Raw genomic sequence first — 14,870 nt, forward strand, 5'->3', positions numbered from 1 at the left:
TGCCGCGCGAGGGCGGGGGCGCCGCGGCGCCCCCGCCTCTCACGTAGCAAGGGCCACTCCTCATTCCTGAAAGCGACGAACGTGTTCGAAAACTTCCATAATCTGGTCACCCAGTTCTGGCCTCAAACGGTCGACGGCCTCATCAAGGGGTCGATCTACGGCCTGGTCGCTCTTGGCTACACCATGGTCTACGGCGTCCTGCGGCTGATTAACTTCGCGCATTCTGAGATCTTCATGATTGGCACGGTGGCCTCGCTCGCCGTGCTCACCGGTCTTGGAGTCGTCGCTCCGGCCACCGGCCTCGGCCTCGTCGGGCTGTTGATCCTCATGGCGTTGATGTCCATGGCCGCCTCGGGCGGGGCAGCCGTGCTCCTTGAGCAGATCGCCTACCGGCCGCTTCGCAAGCGTGGCTCCTCGCGGCTGGCGGCGCTGATCTCCGCCATCGGCGCCTCACTGTTCCTGATGGAGTTCTTCGCGCTCGTGGTCATCCCGTGGCTGTTCGACCGCCCGGGGCAGGGGAAGAACATCGTCGGCGTCAAGCGCTTCCTGGCGCGCGACGAGGCCTTCTCGATCGGTGATGTCGTTGTCCGCAACGACCAGCTGCTGGTCTTCCTGGCCGCGGTGGTCATGATGATCCTGCTGGACCTGCTGGTGAACCGTACGAAGATGGGGCGTGGTATCCGGGCGACTGCCCAGGATCCCCAGACCGCGGTTCTGATGGGCGTGAACATCGACAGGATCGTCCGTCTGACCTTCCTCATCGGTGGGGCGATGGCCGGTATCGCGGGCATGCTGTACCTGCTCGAGTACGAGGTCACCAAGTTCAACGTGGGCTTCCTGCTCGGTATCAAGGCCTTCACCGCCGCCGTGCTCGGCGGCATCGGAAACATCCGCGGAGCACTGCTCGGCGGCTTCGTGCTGGGGCTGGTGGAGAACTACGGGGCCGCCTTCTTCGGCACGGCCTGGCTTGACGTGGTGGCTTTCGTCATTTTGGTCCTGGTGCTTCTGTTCCGCCCGACCGGCATCCTCGGTGAATCCCTTCAGGTGGCACGCGCATGAACAAGCTCCGACAGACCGTCTCCGGCCCTTTCGACGCGGTGCGCAACTGGTGGTGGTACAAGGCGTCCGGCTGGCAGCGCGCCATCGTCTACGTCGCGCTGCTCGTCCTCGCGTTGTCGTTGCCCTCCCTCCCGGTCGCGAGTTTCATGTCGCCGCATGTGGAGTGGCAGAGCCTGCTGTTCTTCCCGATCGGCGTCTACGTCCTGCTCGCGCTCGGCCTCAACATCGTGGTCGGTCAGGCGGGTCTCCTGGACCTGGGATTCGTCGCGTTCTACGCGATCGGCGCCTACTTCCTGGCCTATCTGGGCACCGAGTCCGGCTGGAACTTCTGGGTGATCCTGCCGATCGCCGTGCTGATGGCGGCGGTGTCGGGGATCATCCTGGGCGCGCCCACGCTGCGGTTGCGCGGCGACTATCTGGCGATCGTCACACTGGGCTTCGGGGAGATCGTCCGTATCACGGCGATGAACACCGAGGCGATCGGCGGCACCAACGGCATCGCCGGCATCCCGCACCCGCCGAACATCGAGGGCGTCTTCTTCTTCGGCGAAGAGGTCTTCAAGTACGGCCTGCTGGATTCGAAGCCGTACTACTACCTGCTCGTGCTGCTCTGCGCGGTCGTCATCATCCTGTCCGTCCGGTGGAACAACAGCCGGGTGGGCCGTGCGTGGGCGGCCATCCGTGAGGACGAGGACGCCGCCGAGGTGATGGGTGTCCCGACGTACAAGTTCAAATTGCTCGCGTTCGCGATCGGCGCGGCCATCGGCGGGGCCACCGGTGTGTTCTGGGCGGGCAAGACCGTCTCGATCGTGCCGCAGGACTTCCCGTTCATGTTGTCGGCGACGATCCTGGCGGCGGTGGTGCTCGGAGGTTCCGGAAACATTCCGGGTGTCATGCTCGGCGCGTTCATGGTGGCCTGGCTGCCGGAGCGGTTCCGCGGTTTCGAGGAGTACCGCATCATGGTCTTCGGCGCCGTCCTGGTCGCGATGATGGTTTTCCGGCCGGAGGGCCTGTTGCCGTCGAGGCGGCGTAAGGCCGAGCTGAAAGACGGAACGGGCGGTATGGGCAGTCTGGGAGCCGAAGTCGGTGGCCCGGACAGCGTCGAGGCCGCGGAGGTGGCGAAATGAGCGAGCCCAGGGAGCTTCTGCGCCTGGACAAGGTGCTCATGCAGTTCGGTGGTGTGACCGCTCTGCGTGAGGTGGAGCTGGACGTGCGCGAGGGAGAGATCTTCGCGCTGATTGGACCGAACGGCGCGGGCAAGACCACGGTGTTCAACGTGATCACCGGTGTCTACCGGCCGACGCGCGGCGAGATCCACTTCGACGGCGACCGGATCGACGGCATGAAGCGTTTCAAGATTACCAAGCGTGGCATCGCCAGGACCTTCCAGAACATCCGGCTTTTCCATAACATGACGGCGATCGAGAACGTGCTGGTGGGCGCCGACGCGCACCACCGGACAGGCATGATCAGTGCGGGTCTAGGACTGCCGCTGCACCGGCGCGAGGAGCGCGAAGGTCACGCGCTGGCCGAGGAACTCCTCGACTTCGTCGGCATCTCCGGCCGTTCACGGGAAGTGGCAAAGAACCTCCCGTACGGTGACCAGCGTCGTCTGGAGATCGCCCGGGCGCTGGCGACCAACCCCAAGCTGCTGCTGCTCGACGAACCGGCGGCGGGCATGAACCCCAACGAGAAGGTCGAGCTGCAGGGCCTGATCCGCAGGATCCGTGATTCCGGCCGTACCGTCCTGCTCATCGAGCACGACATGAGCTTGGTGATGGGTATCAGCGACCGGGTCGCGGTGGTCGACTTCGGACAGAAGATCGCTGAGGGGCTCCCTGCCGACGTGCAGCGGAATCCCAAGGTCATCGAGGCGTACTTGGGAGTTCCCGCAGATGCTTCTTGAAGTCAATGACATCAACGTCCATTACGGAAAGATTCAGGCGCTCAAGGGCGTGTCTCTAGAAGTGGCCGAGGGAGAGATCGTCACGCTCATCGGCGCCAACGGCGCCGGCAAGACGACGACCCTGCGGACGATCTCCGGGCTGCGTGGCCTGACGTCCGGGTCGATCACCTTCGACGGCCAGGACATCACCAAGATGCCCGGCTACAAAAGGGTGATCGCGGGGATCGGGCAGTCTCCCGAAGGGCGCGGGGTGTTCCCCGGCATGACGGTGCACGAGAATCTGCTCATGGGCGCCTACGCTCGCAAGGGTGACCTGAGCAAGGACCTCGACGAGGTCTACGAGCTCTTCCCCCGCCTGGCCGAGCGTAAGACGCAGATGGGCGGCACCATGTCGGGCGGTGAGCAGCAGATGGTCGCCATGGGGCGGGCGCTGATGAGCAAGCCCAAGGTGCTGCTGCTGGACGAGCCGTCGATGGGCCTGGCGCCCATGCTGGTCGCGCAGATCTTCTCGATCATCGAGGAGATCAACCGGCGCGGTACGACGGTGTTGCTGATCGAGCAGAACGCCACCCAGGCGCTACAGGTCGCGCATCGCGCGTACATCCTGGAGACGGGAAGAATCGTGAAGAGCGCTCCGGCGTCGGACCTGCTGGACGACCCCGCCGTCCAGGCCGCCTACCTAGGGGCCGGGCTGGAGCACTGAGTAGTGTCCAAGAGGTCCAGCCGGTGGCTGGGCCTCTTTTTGCTGGGCCTTGATTTGTGATGCCAGACAGCACGGTTATCAAGGTCAGGCATCCGGCTGATCTACCTCGCTGTTAGCCGGATGCGTCATCGTTCATATCACGGCTATGATCTCCGGCCGGTGAGATCGACATCGGCTCCTTCGTCTATATATCACTCATGAGGGTGTGGACGATAACTCCTACGATGCTGGCTCTGGGAACGTATCCCATGTCTCGGGAATCATAGCTACGGTTACGATTGTCGCCCAGTAGGAAAAACTGCTCCATGGGAACTACAGGGCAGAGTTGCGAGGCGATCTGCTCGACAAGATGCTCGGGGACATTTTCGCCCGGGATCGCGGCCACTCGCTTCACCATGCGGACGCCGCCCGTTGCTCTTCTTACCCGAGCCGACAGCTTTGAGGTGTCCAGAAGTACGCAGGTTCCTCGCTGAATCCACCGTCGATGGATTCGGCTGACGAGAACTTTTTGCCCGTTTCTTAGATGAGGCTCCATGCTGGACCCGTCTATTGTCACAAGAATAAAGTTGGCGCGCACCACCACAAATAGCCCCAGAAAGAACGTGACGACTCCGAGGGCGACTTCCATGGCAGCTCACCTCCCGTGCAGCTGGGCTGCCGGCACGATAGCCGACAGCCCAGTGGTCATTCTCTTTATCAAATTATGACGTGCAGCACTGACCGCAGTAGAATGCGCAGTCACAAAGAACGTCGTTGCCGACGCGACGACACCAGTTGTTGTACTGGTTGTTGTCGAGGCAGTAACACTTCCCCGCCCAGTAAGCCTTCGCCGACTCCTGAGGAATCAGGTAGGCGATAAGGTTGTTCTTGATGAATCTCGTGACGTTGGTCATTTTTTCACCTCCTTCGCGACTTGTGATCACGACTATGCGGTAACGGGAAGGTCGGCGGCTGATCGAGCGGCTACCTTGACGAATCCCGATCCGTTGACTGTGAAAATTGCCGGCATGGAATCGACTTCGAACGCATCTGCGATCTCTTTGCTGTTGGGGCCCGAGATCACATCGCTAAAGGGCGAAAGCTGGCCAGCCATCTCCTTGCCTTCAAGAGGAGAACTTCCTATGAGGACTGAGATCACCGATGTGCGCTCTTTTTGCGTCTTTTTGACGTAGTCGACCAGTTCTGGGACGGCTTCGACGCATGGAGGGCATTTTGGTGAGAAAAAGGCGATGATCGTTTCGTCCTGGAGATTGTCCGATTCGAGCTTCCTGCCGTCCGGGGTGCTTATGGAAAAGCCCCGTACCTTGTCGCCGGCTTGAAGAGATTTGGAGGCACGATTTCCGTGCGTGGCTATCTCTCTTAGGAGCTTGGAGTGCATTTCCAGTTTGCGGGCCACGCCTAGTGTGAAGAACGTGTTCAGTGCGATAAGCACGGCAGAAAGAATCGTGAAGGCGGTATAGATTTCCAATTTAATAGACACCCCTTTCGGTATGACTGGATTATTTTAATATTCAGAAAAATCGAAAACTTCAAAGGCGTCGATGATCACGATACATAAAGAGGGAATTGCAAGTCAAGCTATTGACTTGTAGAATTTTCTCATGTATAGGCATTTTGGTTGACCTGTCACTACCCTGCGTTCCAATGCATTGTCTTTCTGTAACGATTGAGGCGAGTGTTTATTGTGGTTGTTGTAGGGGTAATCTCTCTAGCTCCGCGGGTATGGTTAGGCGAGTCGCCAGTGGATTCAGCGCTCCTTCTGGGGGTACCTATTTCCCTACTGGAATGTAGGGATTCACGATGATATTGCTTGAGTGGGGCAGGGCAACATGTATGTCACCGTGCGACTTGCGCTTCGGGTATGTGGCGGGTTCTGATGGTCTGTGCGACCTTGGAGCTTCGGTTTCCTGTCGTACGACTATGTGAGGAGGCGGTTTGTGGAGTACTTGGCGGTGGGAGCCCGCTGCTTGATCGGGGTGGTGTTCCTTGCCTCGTTCATCAGTAAAGTGGTGAGTCGTGCGGCGTTCGAGGCCTTCGTGGATTCGATTGGTGACATGCGTTTGCTGCCGGCGGTGCTGGTTAAGACGGCCGCTGTGATCGTAGTGGTCACCGAATGTGCCGTCTTTCTGTTACTCGCAGTACCGACGCCGTTGACAGCTGTGACGGGGTTCGTGGCCGCGGCGATTATGCTCACGGTTTTTGGTGTGGGCATCCTTTCAGTGATCCGCCGAGGCGTGCGTGCCTCCTGTCAATGTTTCGGTAGGTCGACCGCTCCGCTTGGCCTGCGGCACGTTCTGCGGAATGTTGTTCTCGTGAGCGCCGCCACGGTTGGTGCCGTAACCACGATGCTCATGGCTCCCGCTCAGGGGTGGACGGCGGCAGTGGCGGTTGCTGGAGGCCTGGTGATGGGAGGACTGGTCATCATGTTCGACGACATCGTGATGCTGTTCCGCCCCGTCGATGAAAGTTTGGATAGCGTCCACAGTGTTCGATGAGACACACGAACGTGCTGAGGTCGGCCGGGATGGGAGCATGAGAAGAGGGGGGCGGGCCTCGGCCGTGATCAGGAGAATCCTTCCTGCCTTTCTGCTGGCCGTAGAGGCTGCGCCCAGGTCGATGCTGTTTTACGTAACCGTCAGCCTCGCCGGCGGTGTCATTCCCGTTGTAAGTGCTTGGTTCACCAAGATGCTCATCGACGCCTTGACGGCTGGCGCCAGTTTCAGTGTGATCATCCTGCCTATGGCTGGTTTAGGGGTGGCTGGTGTGCTCGCCACCACTGTGCCGCAGATCACGCAGTATCTTCGCGCGGAGATGGGGCGCCAGGTCGGACTACTGGCACAGGACAGACTGTTTACTGCGGTGGGTGGCTTCATAGGGCTGGGGCGGTTCGAGAACCCGTATTTTTTGGACCGGTTGAGGTTGGCGCAGCAGGCAGGCGGTGTAATGCCCAACCAGGTCGTCGATGGCATGCTTGGATTTGGCCGGTCAGTTGTCACCGTGGCAGGGTTTCTCGGTTCGCTATTGCTGCTTAATCCCTTCATGGCTGCGCTTGTGTTGTTGGCAGGGGTGCCAACGCTGATCGCTGAGATCACGTTGTCAAGGCGACGGGCTCGAATGTTCTGGGAGACTGGCCCGGCCGAACGGCGGGAAATCTTCTACAGCCAGTTACTGTCCAGTGTGGAGGCTGCCAAGGAAGTGCGCCTGTTCGGTGTAGGAGCTTTCCTACGTGAACGTATGCTGACTGAACGACGTGCGACCAATGCCGCGAAGCGAGGTATCGACAAGCGGGAGTTCTTCCTTCAGACAGGGATCGGACTGTTGGCGGCGATGACGTCCGCGGGGGGATTGCTGTGGGCGGTCAGTGCCGCGTTCGCGGGACGGCTTTCGGTCGGTGATATCACGATCTTTATCGCTGCGGTGGTGGGTGTCCAAGGAGCATTAGCTCTCATGGCAGGCGAGATCGCTCGCACTCATCAGGCGTTGTTGATGCTCGACCATTATCTCGCGGTGACCACCGGGGGCCCCGACCTGGAGATTGCTGAGGCGGTACGATCGTTACCCATGATTCGCCGAGGCATTGAGCTGCGCGATGTGTGGTTTCGCTACTCCGACGATCACCCGTGGGTGCTGAGGGGGGTCAGTCTGCACATCCCGTATGGGAAGGCGCTTGCTTTAGTCGGAGTGAACGGCGCCGGAAAATCCACTCTGGTCAAACTGCTGTGTCGCTTCTATGATCCTACCCGAGGTGCAATCCTGTGGGATGGCGTTGATATTCGGCACGTCGCGGTCGCCGATCTGCGTAGCCGGATCGGTGCGGTATTCCAGGATTATATGCACTATGATATGACGGCCGAAGAGAACATTATTCTCGGAGATTTGGATGCCATTGAGGACACTGGGCGGATCCGGGAGGCCGCGAAGCGAGCAGGAATTCATGACAAACTGTCCAGCCTGCCTCGAGGCTATGAGACATTGCTGTCGCGTATGTTTTTCATGGAGTCGGACAAGGTCAATCCCGAAACTGGAGTCATCCTATCCGAGGGGCAGTGGCAGCGGCTCGCGCTGGCTCGCGCTTTTCTTCGTGAGCAGCCCGACCTGATGATCCTCGATGAGCCTTCAGCGGGCCTCGACGCCGAAGCGGAACATGAGATCCACACCTCGCTCAAGAGGCACCGTGCCGGACGGACGAGTGTGCTCATCTCCCATCGGCTTGGCGCCGTGCGTGACGCCGATCTCATCATTGTCCTGTCTGGCGGACGGATCCTGGAATGCGGCGACCATGACACGCTGATGACGAACCCCGGGGAATACGCTCGGCTGTTCGAGCTGCAGGCTTCCGGGTACCAGTCGCACGTCGAAGGCAGGCTCGCATAGTGGAAGAAGGGGGCTTGGCCTTCGTCTCTACCTCGAGCCGGGATCTTGCCGTGGCACACCACGTACGCCGGGGTGGACAGCATGAAGATGAGGACCTCGGCCTGCCTCATCGCCCTGGCGGTGAGGGTGATCATACTGTAGACAAACTTCCGATGGTGTTGCGCTGGTCAAAGCGGCAATTGGCTCTAATGTCCTACGTCAGAAATTCGTCGGCAATATCTGGCTAAGGATTCGAGGATCTCCTCGGCGGTCTTCTTCCAGACAAACGGGCGCGGGTTATCGTTCCAGTCGTCGATCCAGGTGCGGGTGTCGGCCTCCAGGGCTTGCACGCTTTTGTGCACTCCGCGCCGGATCATCTGGTCGGTCAGGAAGCCGAACCAGCGCTCGACCTGGTTGATCCAGGAGGAGCCGGCCGGGGTGAAGTGTAGGTGGAAGCGGGGATGGCGGGCCAGCCATGCTTTGATCGTCGGGGTCTTGTGGGTGCCGTAGTTGTCGCAGATCAGGTGGACGTCCAGGTCCGCGGGGACGCTCTTGTCGATCGTGATCAGGAACTTCTTGAACTCGGCGGCGCGGTGCCGGCGGTGCAGTTCACCGATGACGGTGCCGTCGGCGACGTTGAAGTCGGCGAACAGGCTGGTGATCCCGTTGCGGATAGTCATGGGTGCGCCGCTCGGGCATGCCCGGCATCATCGGCAGCACCGGCTGTGAGCGGTCCAGGGCCTGGATCTGGGACTTCTTGTCCACGCACAACACCACGGCCCGCTCGGGCGGGTTGTGATACAGCCCCACAACGTCGACGATCTTCTCCACGAACAGCGGATCGGTCGATAGCTTAAAAGTGCCGGCCTGGTGGGGTTTGAGGCTGAAGTCGCGCCAGATCCGCCCGATCGTGGACTTCGACAGTCCGCTGCGGGCGGCCATCGAGGTCCTCGACCAGTGGGTGGCGTTCTTCGGCACTTGCTCCAAGGTCGTCACCACCACCTGCTCGACCTGATCCAAGGTGACTGAGGGCGGGCGGCCGGGGCGCTGCTCGTCCATCAGCCCCTCCGTCGGAGCCAGACGAACCGCCGCCGCCATTCGGAGACCGTGTCGCGGTGGATCCGCAGGGCGGCGGCGATCTCGATGTTGTCCAGACCGTCCGCACACGCCAGCACGATCTTCGACCGCATCGCCAGGACTTGTGAGGACTTCGCACGCAGGGTCCAACGTTCCAACGTGGCACGCTCATCAGCGGAAAGCGTCACCGGAGTCTTGGGCCGTCCCGTCCGCGCCATGCAGCCCATTCCAGACTTAGCCGACGAACTTTAGACGCGGTGCACTAGGAGCTGTTTGAGGTTCGGATCTATGTGAGGCCCGGGTGGTGGGCTGGTTGTGGCTGGTAGAACTCGGAGGTGGCGCGCTTTGATGTGACGGATGCCGAGTGGGCGTTGATCGAGCCGTATCTGCCGGTGGCGGCTACTGGGCCGCTTCCTCGGCGGGTGCGTGATCAGTTCAACGGGATCTTGTGGCGGTTTCGCACCGGGTCGGGCTGGCGTGACGTGCCGGAACGGTATGGGCCGTGGTCCACCCTCTACTCCCGGTTCAACGGCTGGGCTAAAGCCGGGGTGTTTCAGGGGTTGATGGAGGCGCTGATCGCCGAGGCCGCTTCGCGCGGGCAGGTCGGGCTGGAGGTGGTCAGCGTGGACTCAACAATCGTGCGGGCGCATCAGGAGTCGGCCGGGCTGGCGGTGGCCGGGGAGACTCTGGATGCGCTGGAACAGGCGCTGACCGAGGAAAAGGGGGCTCCGCTGGCGGAGCAGCCACCGGTGCTGCGAGTGATGCATCGCAGGTCACACCCAGCGCGGACAACGCGGACACGTCGTCCGCGCCGGATCGTGCCGCTACGCGGCGACGCCGAAGGGCCCGCGCGGCGGCTGCCGGGCTCGGCCGATCCCGGGGCGGGCTGAGCAGCAAGGTCCATGCCGTGGTCGACGCGGCCGGGCGGCCGCTCGCTTTCGTGCTCACGCCTGGGCAGGCAGCCGACTGCCCGCACTTCGTCACCGTCCTGGACAAGATCCGCGTCCCCGGCCGGGTCGGCCGGCCGCGTACCCGCCCGGCCGCGGTGGCCGCCGACAAGGCCTACTCCTCCAAGGGCAACCGCGTCTACCTGCGCCGACGCCGGATCACCGCGGTCATTCCGGAAAAGAACGACCAGCAGGCCAATCGGAAGAGGAAAGGCTCGGCTGGCGGGCGGCCCGTCGGTTTCGACCCGGACCTTTACCGGCAGCGCAACACCGTCGAACGCTGCTTCCAGAAGATCAAGACCTGGCGCGGGTTAGCCACCCGCTACGACAAAACCCCGGAAAGCTACGAGGCCGGACTCCACCTGCGCGGCTCGATCATGTGGCTGAAACTCCTCACCTCACCCACATGATCCAAACCCCGAACAGCTCCTAGGCGGCGGTACACCGGGATGGCATGCGCCGCCATCAGGTACGCATATCGGTTCGCGGACTGATCCAGAGACTGACCGCCACTGCCCCAACGGAGCAGGGCGCGCTGCGCGCTGTCCCGCCATCGGTGCTTACCTCATCGGGAGGACGGAGGCAATGGAATGTCTCGCTGCTGGGTGTCCATCTTGAGGCCGCCGACCGCGCTGGTGACCGTGCCAGTGAAGCGGATCGCCTTGACGGCCGTCTCCTTGGGAATGTCGTAGATCAGGTCCATCTCGAGCACGTTGCCCGCCCCCATGGAGATCTTGAAGCCCTGGCGTTTGACATTCATCGCGTTGATGTCGATCTTGTGGGCCTGGCCGTCTGCGGTGAGAAGGAACTGAGCTGTCCCGTCGAACTCCTGTCGGTCGCGGTCAGCGTTCTGGATCTGAACCCGGACGTAGACGTACTGGCCCTTAGCTGGCCATTCGGCGTGAGTGCCCACTACACAGCACATGCCGGTGCGTAGCCCAATCGGGGTGATTTTAAGTTTGCCGACCGCGGCGACCGCCTGCTTGAGCGGGACCTCGAAGTCGCGTACGGAACGGGGTGTCAGACTGTAAGGGGGCAGCGGGGTTGCCGGAGGGGAGGTGGCTGCCGCGGGTCCGGTCCCGGCCCCGGTGCAACTGGTGAGGATGGCGCAAGCGAGAGCGGCGCCGGGGAGCATAATCCGGATTTTGCGCACGTTAGGCAACGTAGCCGAGGCGGAGGCGCTGGTTCAATATGCTTCCAAGATCCCGAGAGGGCGGGGCGGGCATGGTTTTCCGAAGTGTGCGGGTCCGCCCAGGTATGAGCTCGGCATCAACCCCGCCCCGCTTGCGGCAAGCGGGATCCCGCGTAGTCGCAGGCCATGGGATGGCTGACCCCGCAGGCGTCGCGTCCCCACCCGCGCCGGGAAGGACTATCGAACGCAGGAGGCTCCCGATGCGGTTGTTGTCCGAATTGTGTCGTACTGGTGATCTGCATGATTATGCAGGTGATGAAGCATGACCTCCACTGAGGTATCCATACAAGAAGCGACATTGACCGTAAGGAGGCCTTCGTGGGCCTGAGTTTTGTTTCCCGTCGTGCGATGGCGGTGGGCGCCATGGTCGTCGCCGGTGCGCTCGGCCTTTCGGCCTGCGGTGGTGGCGAGTCCACCTCCGCCAGTCCGAGCGATGGTGCCTCGGCAAGCGCTCCCGCGGCTGCGGCCGGTCCCAAGCTCGTCACTCCCGGCAAGCTGACGACCTGCACGAACCTTCCGTACGAGCCCTTCCAGTTCAAGGACGGCGACAAGGTCGTCGGCTTCGACGTGGACATCGTCGACCTGGCCGCCAAGAAGCTCGGGCTGACGCAGGAGATCGTCGACATCGACTTCGCCATCATCAAGAGCGGCGCGGCGATGGCCACCAACAAGTGTGACGTCGCCGCCGCCGGCATGACGATCACCGAGGAGCGCAAGGCCAACATCGACTTCTCCGAGCCCTACTTCGACGCCACGCAGGCTCTGCTGGCCAAGAAGGGCAGCGGCGTCAAGACCCTCGACGAGGTGAAGGCGAAGGGCCTCAAGCTCGGCGCCCAGGCCTCCACCACGGGCCTCGACTACGTCAAGGAGAAGGGTCTCGACCCCAAGGAGTTCGCCGACTCTCCCAAGGAGCTGCTCGGCCTGCAGTCCGGCCAGGTCGACGTGATCGTCCAGGACCTCCCGGTCGTCCTGACCTGGCTGAAGAAGCCCGAGATCGCCGACAAGTTCGAGCTGGCCGCCAGCCTCGACACCGGCGAGCAGTACGGCGTCGGCCTCAAGAAGGGCGCCGACCCGATCCTGCTCAAGGCGATCAACGACTCGATCACCGAGGCCAAGGCCGACGGCACCTACGAGCAGATCTTCGTCAAGTGGTTCGGTAAGAAGCCCGGCGAGCTCGGCTAATCGATGACCGACCAGCCGACGACGGCAGAGCCCACTCCCGCCGGGGGCGCCCCCGGCGGGAGTGGGCTCAGTCCCCGCAAGAAACAGCAGATCAGTCGCGGCGTCCAGTACGTCGTACTGGTCGCCGTGGTCGTCTTCCTGGCCCTGAACATCAACTGGGTCGATCTCGGGAAGAACTTCACCAGGCTCGACATCGCCGAGCAGATGCTTCCCGAGCTGTTCACGGTCGCGCTGAAGAACACGATCATCTACTCGGTCGGCGGCTTCGTCTTCGCCTTCCTGTTCGGCCTGCTCTTCGCTCTGATGCGGATGTCGTCCGTGCGGCCCTACCGGTGGATCGCGGTCGTCTACATCGAGATCTTCCGGGGCCTGCCCGCGCTGCTGATCTTCCTGCTCATCCTGTTCCTGCCGCTGGCCCTCTCGGGCTTCGAGGTGCCGGGAGGCACGTACGGGCAGGGCATCCTGGGCCTGGCGATCGTCGGCTCGGCCTACATGGCCGAGACGCTCCGCGCCGGGCTCCAGGCGGTGCCCAAGGGGCAGATGGAGGCGGCGCGTTCGCTGGGCATGTCGTACACACGGGCCATGGTCAGCATCGTCATCCCGCAGGCTCTGCGCATCGTCATCCCGCCGACGACCAACCAGTTCGTGTCCCTTCTCAAGGACTCCTCGCTGGTGTTGTTCCTCGGCGTCTCCGGTGACTACGTCGAGCTCACGAAGTTCGGCAACGACACGGCCTCGACCTTCGCCAACGCCACGCCCATCCTGGTCGTAGGTGTGACGTATCTACTGGTCACGATCCCGCTGGGTTACCTCGCGTCCCGGCTGGAAGGGCGACAGGTGAGGGGACGGTGACAGTGAATCCAGCGAATCCAGCGAACCCGGTGCCTCCGGACGCTCCGGCGGCCCCGGCGACCCACGCGGTCGAGATCCGTGACCTGCACAAGTACTTCGGCAAGAACGAGGTCCTGCGGGGCATCGACTTCGCCGTCGACCCCGGCCAGGTGGTCTGCGTCATCGGCCCCTCGGGGTCGGGCAAGTCCACGCTGCTGCGCTGCGTGAACCTGCTGGAGCAGCCCACGTCGGGCAAGGTCGTCGTCAACGGCGTGGAGCTGACCCACCGCGACGTCGACATCGACGCCGCCCGCCGCGGCGTCGGCATGGTCTTCCAGCAGTTCAACCTCTTCCCGCACATGACCGTCCTGCAGAACGTGATGATCTCGCAGCGCCGGGTGCTGAAGCGGGGCAAGGCGGAGGCCGAGCGGATCGCCAGGGAGAACCTGGACAAGGTCGGCATCGGAGAGAAGTGCGACGCCTTCCCCGCCCAGCTCTCCGGCGGGCAGCAGCAGCGCGTGGCCATCGCCAGGGCCCTGGCGATGAGCCCGGCGCTGATGCTCTTCGACGAGCCCACCTCGGCGCTCGACCCCGAGCTCGTCGGCGACGTGCTCACGGTCATGCGCAAGCTCGCCGAGGAGGGGATGACCATGCTCGTGGTCACCCACGAGATGGCGTTCGCCCGCGACGTGGCCGACCGGGTCGTGTTCATGGACGGCGGCGTGATCGTGGAGGACGGCACCCCGGAACAGGTGATCAGCGCTCCGCAGCACGAGCGGACGAAGACCTTCCTGCGCCGCGTGCTCGACCCGACGCACACCGACATCTGAACCTCGGACTTACGACGGTTCCGCCGGTTCCGCAGACTTTGCCACGTACGGCCCGCGCCCACCCGGCGCGGGCCGTACGCGCATCACGGAGCCGGAGCGTGGGCGGGGACGCCGGGAAGCAGAGGGGGAGAAGCGGGAGAGGGCGGGAACGGATCCCGCGCCGCCCGCGGGCCCCGCGAGCGTCGTCGCCACGGGCGTCGTCGGACAGTCGGACGGGGAGAACCCGGTCGCCGGAACGGGGCGAGCCCGGGGGAGGCCTTTGGCGCCATACGGAGCTTCCCCGACCCCGTACGTTTTCTACTCGGCCTCCCCGCGGGCATCGCCGTCACCCACGGTAGCGGACTCGTCGCGCCGAGAGGGCAAAAAGGCGGTCCGAATATGATCGAGGACGAGATGTGATCGGACGATCGGCAGACGTGATCGGGGGGTGACCGGGGCGGTCAGGCGTCGCGCAGCATGCACGTGAGGCGCGAGGTGCACACCCGGCGGCCCTGCTCGTCGACGATCTCGATGTCGTAGGTGGCGAGCGTACGGCCGCCGTGGATCCGGGTGGCCACCCCGGTGACCAGCCCGGACGTGGCCGAGCGGTGGTGGGTGGCGTTGATCTCGATGCCCATGGCGATCCGGCCGGGGCCCGCGTGGATCGCCGCGCCCGTCGAGCCCAGGGTCTCCGCCAGCACGCACGAGGCGCCGCCGTGCAGCAGGCCGTAGGGTTGGATGTTGCCCTCGACCGGCATCGTGCCGACCACGCGTTCCGCGGTGGCCTCGGTGATCTCGATGCCCATCCGTT

13 protein-coding genes and 2 pseudogenes are annotated in these 14,870 nt (G+C 63.1%); 10 read left to right on the forward strand and 5 right to left on the reverse strand.

The window, feature by feature from the left end; translation table 11 throughout:
- The first annotated feature begins 81 nt into the window (after positions 1-81).
- Genes ABT053_RS03430 through ABT053_RS03445 form a run of 4 tightly spaced genes read left to right on the forward strand, consistent with a single transcriptional unit; the run spans position 82 to position 3,668 of the window.
- Positions 82-1,059, forward strand: a complete 978-nt coding sequence (locus ABT053_RS03430; protein WP_350967229.1) for a branched-chain amino acid ABC transporter permease — start codon at positions 82-84, stop codon at positions 1,057-1,059.
- Positions 1,056-2,186 (forward strand): branched-chain amino acid ABC transporter permease, encoded by a 1,131-nt coding sequence (locus ABT053_RS03435; protein WP_350967230.1) that lies wholly within the window; start codon positions 1,056-1,058, stop codon positions 2,184-2,186. The genes ABT053_RS03430 and ABT053_RS03435 overlap by 4 nt, the downstream gene beginning before the upstream one ends.
- Entirely contained in the window at positions 2,183-2,965 is a 783-nt protein-coding gene (locus ABT053_RS03440) for an ABC transporter ATP-binding protein (RefSeq protein ID WP_350967231.1), read from the forward strand. The genes ABT053_RS03435 and ABT053_RS03440 overlap by 4 nt, the downstream gene beginning before the upstream one ends.
- Positions 2,955-3,668, forward strand: coding sequence for an ABC transporter ATP-binding protein (locus tag ABT053_RS03445; RefSeq protein WP_350967232.1), 714 nt, complete (start codon positions 2,955-2,957; stop codon positions 3,666-3,668). Before ABT053_RS03440 ends, ABT053_RS03445 begins: the two co-directional genes overlap by 11 nt.
- A 184-nt stretch (positions 3,669-3,852) precedes the next feature.
- Here ABT053_RS03445 and ABT053_RS03450 read toward each other — a convergent pair whose 3' ends face one another.
- Together ABT053_RS03450 and ABT053_RS03455 are read right to left on the reverse strand one after the other, a co-directional pair.
- On the reverse strand, positions 3,853-4,296 hold the full coding sequence (locus tag ABT053_RS03450; RefSeq protein ID WP_350967233.1) for a S26 family signal peptidase: 444 nt from the start codon (positions 4,294-4,296) through the stop codon (positions 3,853-3,855).
- A 297-nt stretch (positions 4,297-4,593) separates the two neighbouring features.
- Positions 4,594-5,136 carry a TlpA disulfide reductase family protein gene (locus tag ABT053_RS03455; RefSeq protein WP_350967235.1) on the reverse strand — a complete coding sequence of 181 codons (543 nt, stop codon included), beginning with the start codon at positions 5,134-5,136 and terminating at the stop codon, positions 4,594-4,596.
- Between the two features lie 469 nt (positions 5,137-5,605).
- Here ABT053_RS03455 and ABT053_RS03460 point away from each other — a divergent pair, with 469 nt between their 5' ends.
- Together ABT053_RS03460 and ABT053_RS03465 are read left to right on the forward strand one after the other, a co-directional pair.
- Positions 5,606-6,163: a MauE/DoxX family redox-associated membrane protein gene (locus ABT053_RS03460; protein WP_350967236.1), complete on the forward strand. Its 558-nt coding sequence runs from the start codon at positions 5,606-5,608 to the stop codon at positions 6,161-6,163.
- 64 nt (positions 6,164-6,227) lie between these two features.
- A complete protein-coding gene (locus ABT053_RS03465; protein WP_350967237.1) occupies positions 6,228-8,042 on the forward strand; it encodes an ABC transporter ATP-binding protein in 1,815 nt (604 codons plus the stop codon).
- 185 nt (positions 8,043-8,227) lie between these two features.
- Here the strand turns inward: ABT053_RS03465 and ABT053_RS03470 are convergent.
- Positions 8,228-9,316 (reverse strand): annotated as a pseudogene (locus ABT053_RS03470) (IS630 family transposase).
- Between the two features lie 117 nt (positions 9,317-9,433).
- Here ABT053_RS03470 and ABT053_RS03475 point away from each other — a divergent pair.
- Positions 9,434-10,455 (forward strand): annotated as a pseudogene (locus ABT053_RS03475) (IS5 family transposase).
- A 155-nt stretch (positions 10,456-10,610) separates the two neighbouring features.
- Here the strand turns inward: ABT053_RS03475 and ABT053_RS03480 are convergent.
- Entirely contained in the window at positions 10,611-11,198 is a 588-nt protein-coding gene (locus ABT053_RS03480; RefSeq protein ID WP_350967238.1) for a DUF4352 domain-containing protein, read from the reverse strand.
- A gap of 387 nt (positions 11,199-11,585) precedes the next feature.
- Between ABT053_RS03480 and ABT053_RS03485 the strand changes: the two genes are divergently transcribed.
- Genes ABT053_RS03485 through ABT053_RS03495 form a run of 3 tightly spaced genes read left to right on the forward strand, consistent with a single transcriptional unit; the run spans position 11,586 to position 14,080 of the window.
- The gene (locus ABT053_RS03485; RefSeq protein ID WP_350967239.1) at positions 11,586-12,419 is read left to right on the forward strand and encodes an ABC transporter substrate-binding protein; all 834 of its coding nucleotides are present in this window, start codon (positions 11,586-11,588) and stop codon (positions 12,417-12,419) included.
- A 3-nt stretch (positions 12,420-12,422) separates the two neighbouring features.
- Positions 12,423-13,271 carry an amino acid ABC transporter permease gene (locus ABT053_RS03490; RefSeq protein WP_350967241.1) on the forward strand — a complete coding sequence of 283 codons (849 nt, stop codon included), beginning with the start codon at positions 12,423-12,425 and terminating at the stop codon, positions 13,269-13,271.
- A 29-nt stretch (positions 13,272-13,300) separates the two neighbouring features.
- Complete coding sequence (locus tag ABT053_RS03495) at positions 13,301-14,080, forward strand: amino acid ABC transporter ATP-binding protein (RefSeq protein ID WP_350967243.1); 780 nt, start codon at positions 13,301-13,303, stop codon at positions 14,078-14,080.
- Positions 14,081-14,520: 440 nt separating this feature from the next.
- On the opposite strand, the gene ABT053_RS03500 is transcribed toward ABT053_RS03495, so the two are convergent.
- Positions 14,521-14,865 carry a PaaI family thioesterase gene (locus ABT053_RS03500; RefSeq protein WP_350967528.1) on the reverse strand — a complete coding sequence of 115 codons (345 nt, stop codon included), beginning with the start codon at positions 14,863-14,865 and terminating at the stop codon, positions 14,521-14,523.
- Positions 14,866-14,870 lie beyond the last annotated feature (5 nt).

The sequence above is a fragment of the Streptosporangium sp. NPDC002524 genome (assembly GCF_040295985.1).
In the GTDB taxonomy this organism is placed as follows: Bacteria; Actinomycetota; Actinomycetes; order Streptosporangiales; family Streptosporangiaceae; genus Streptosporangium.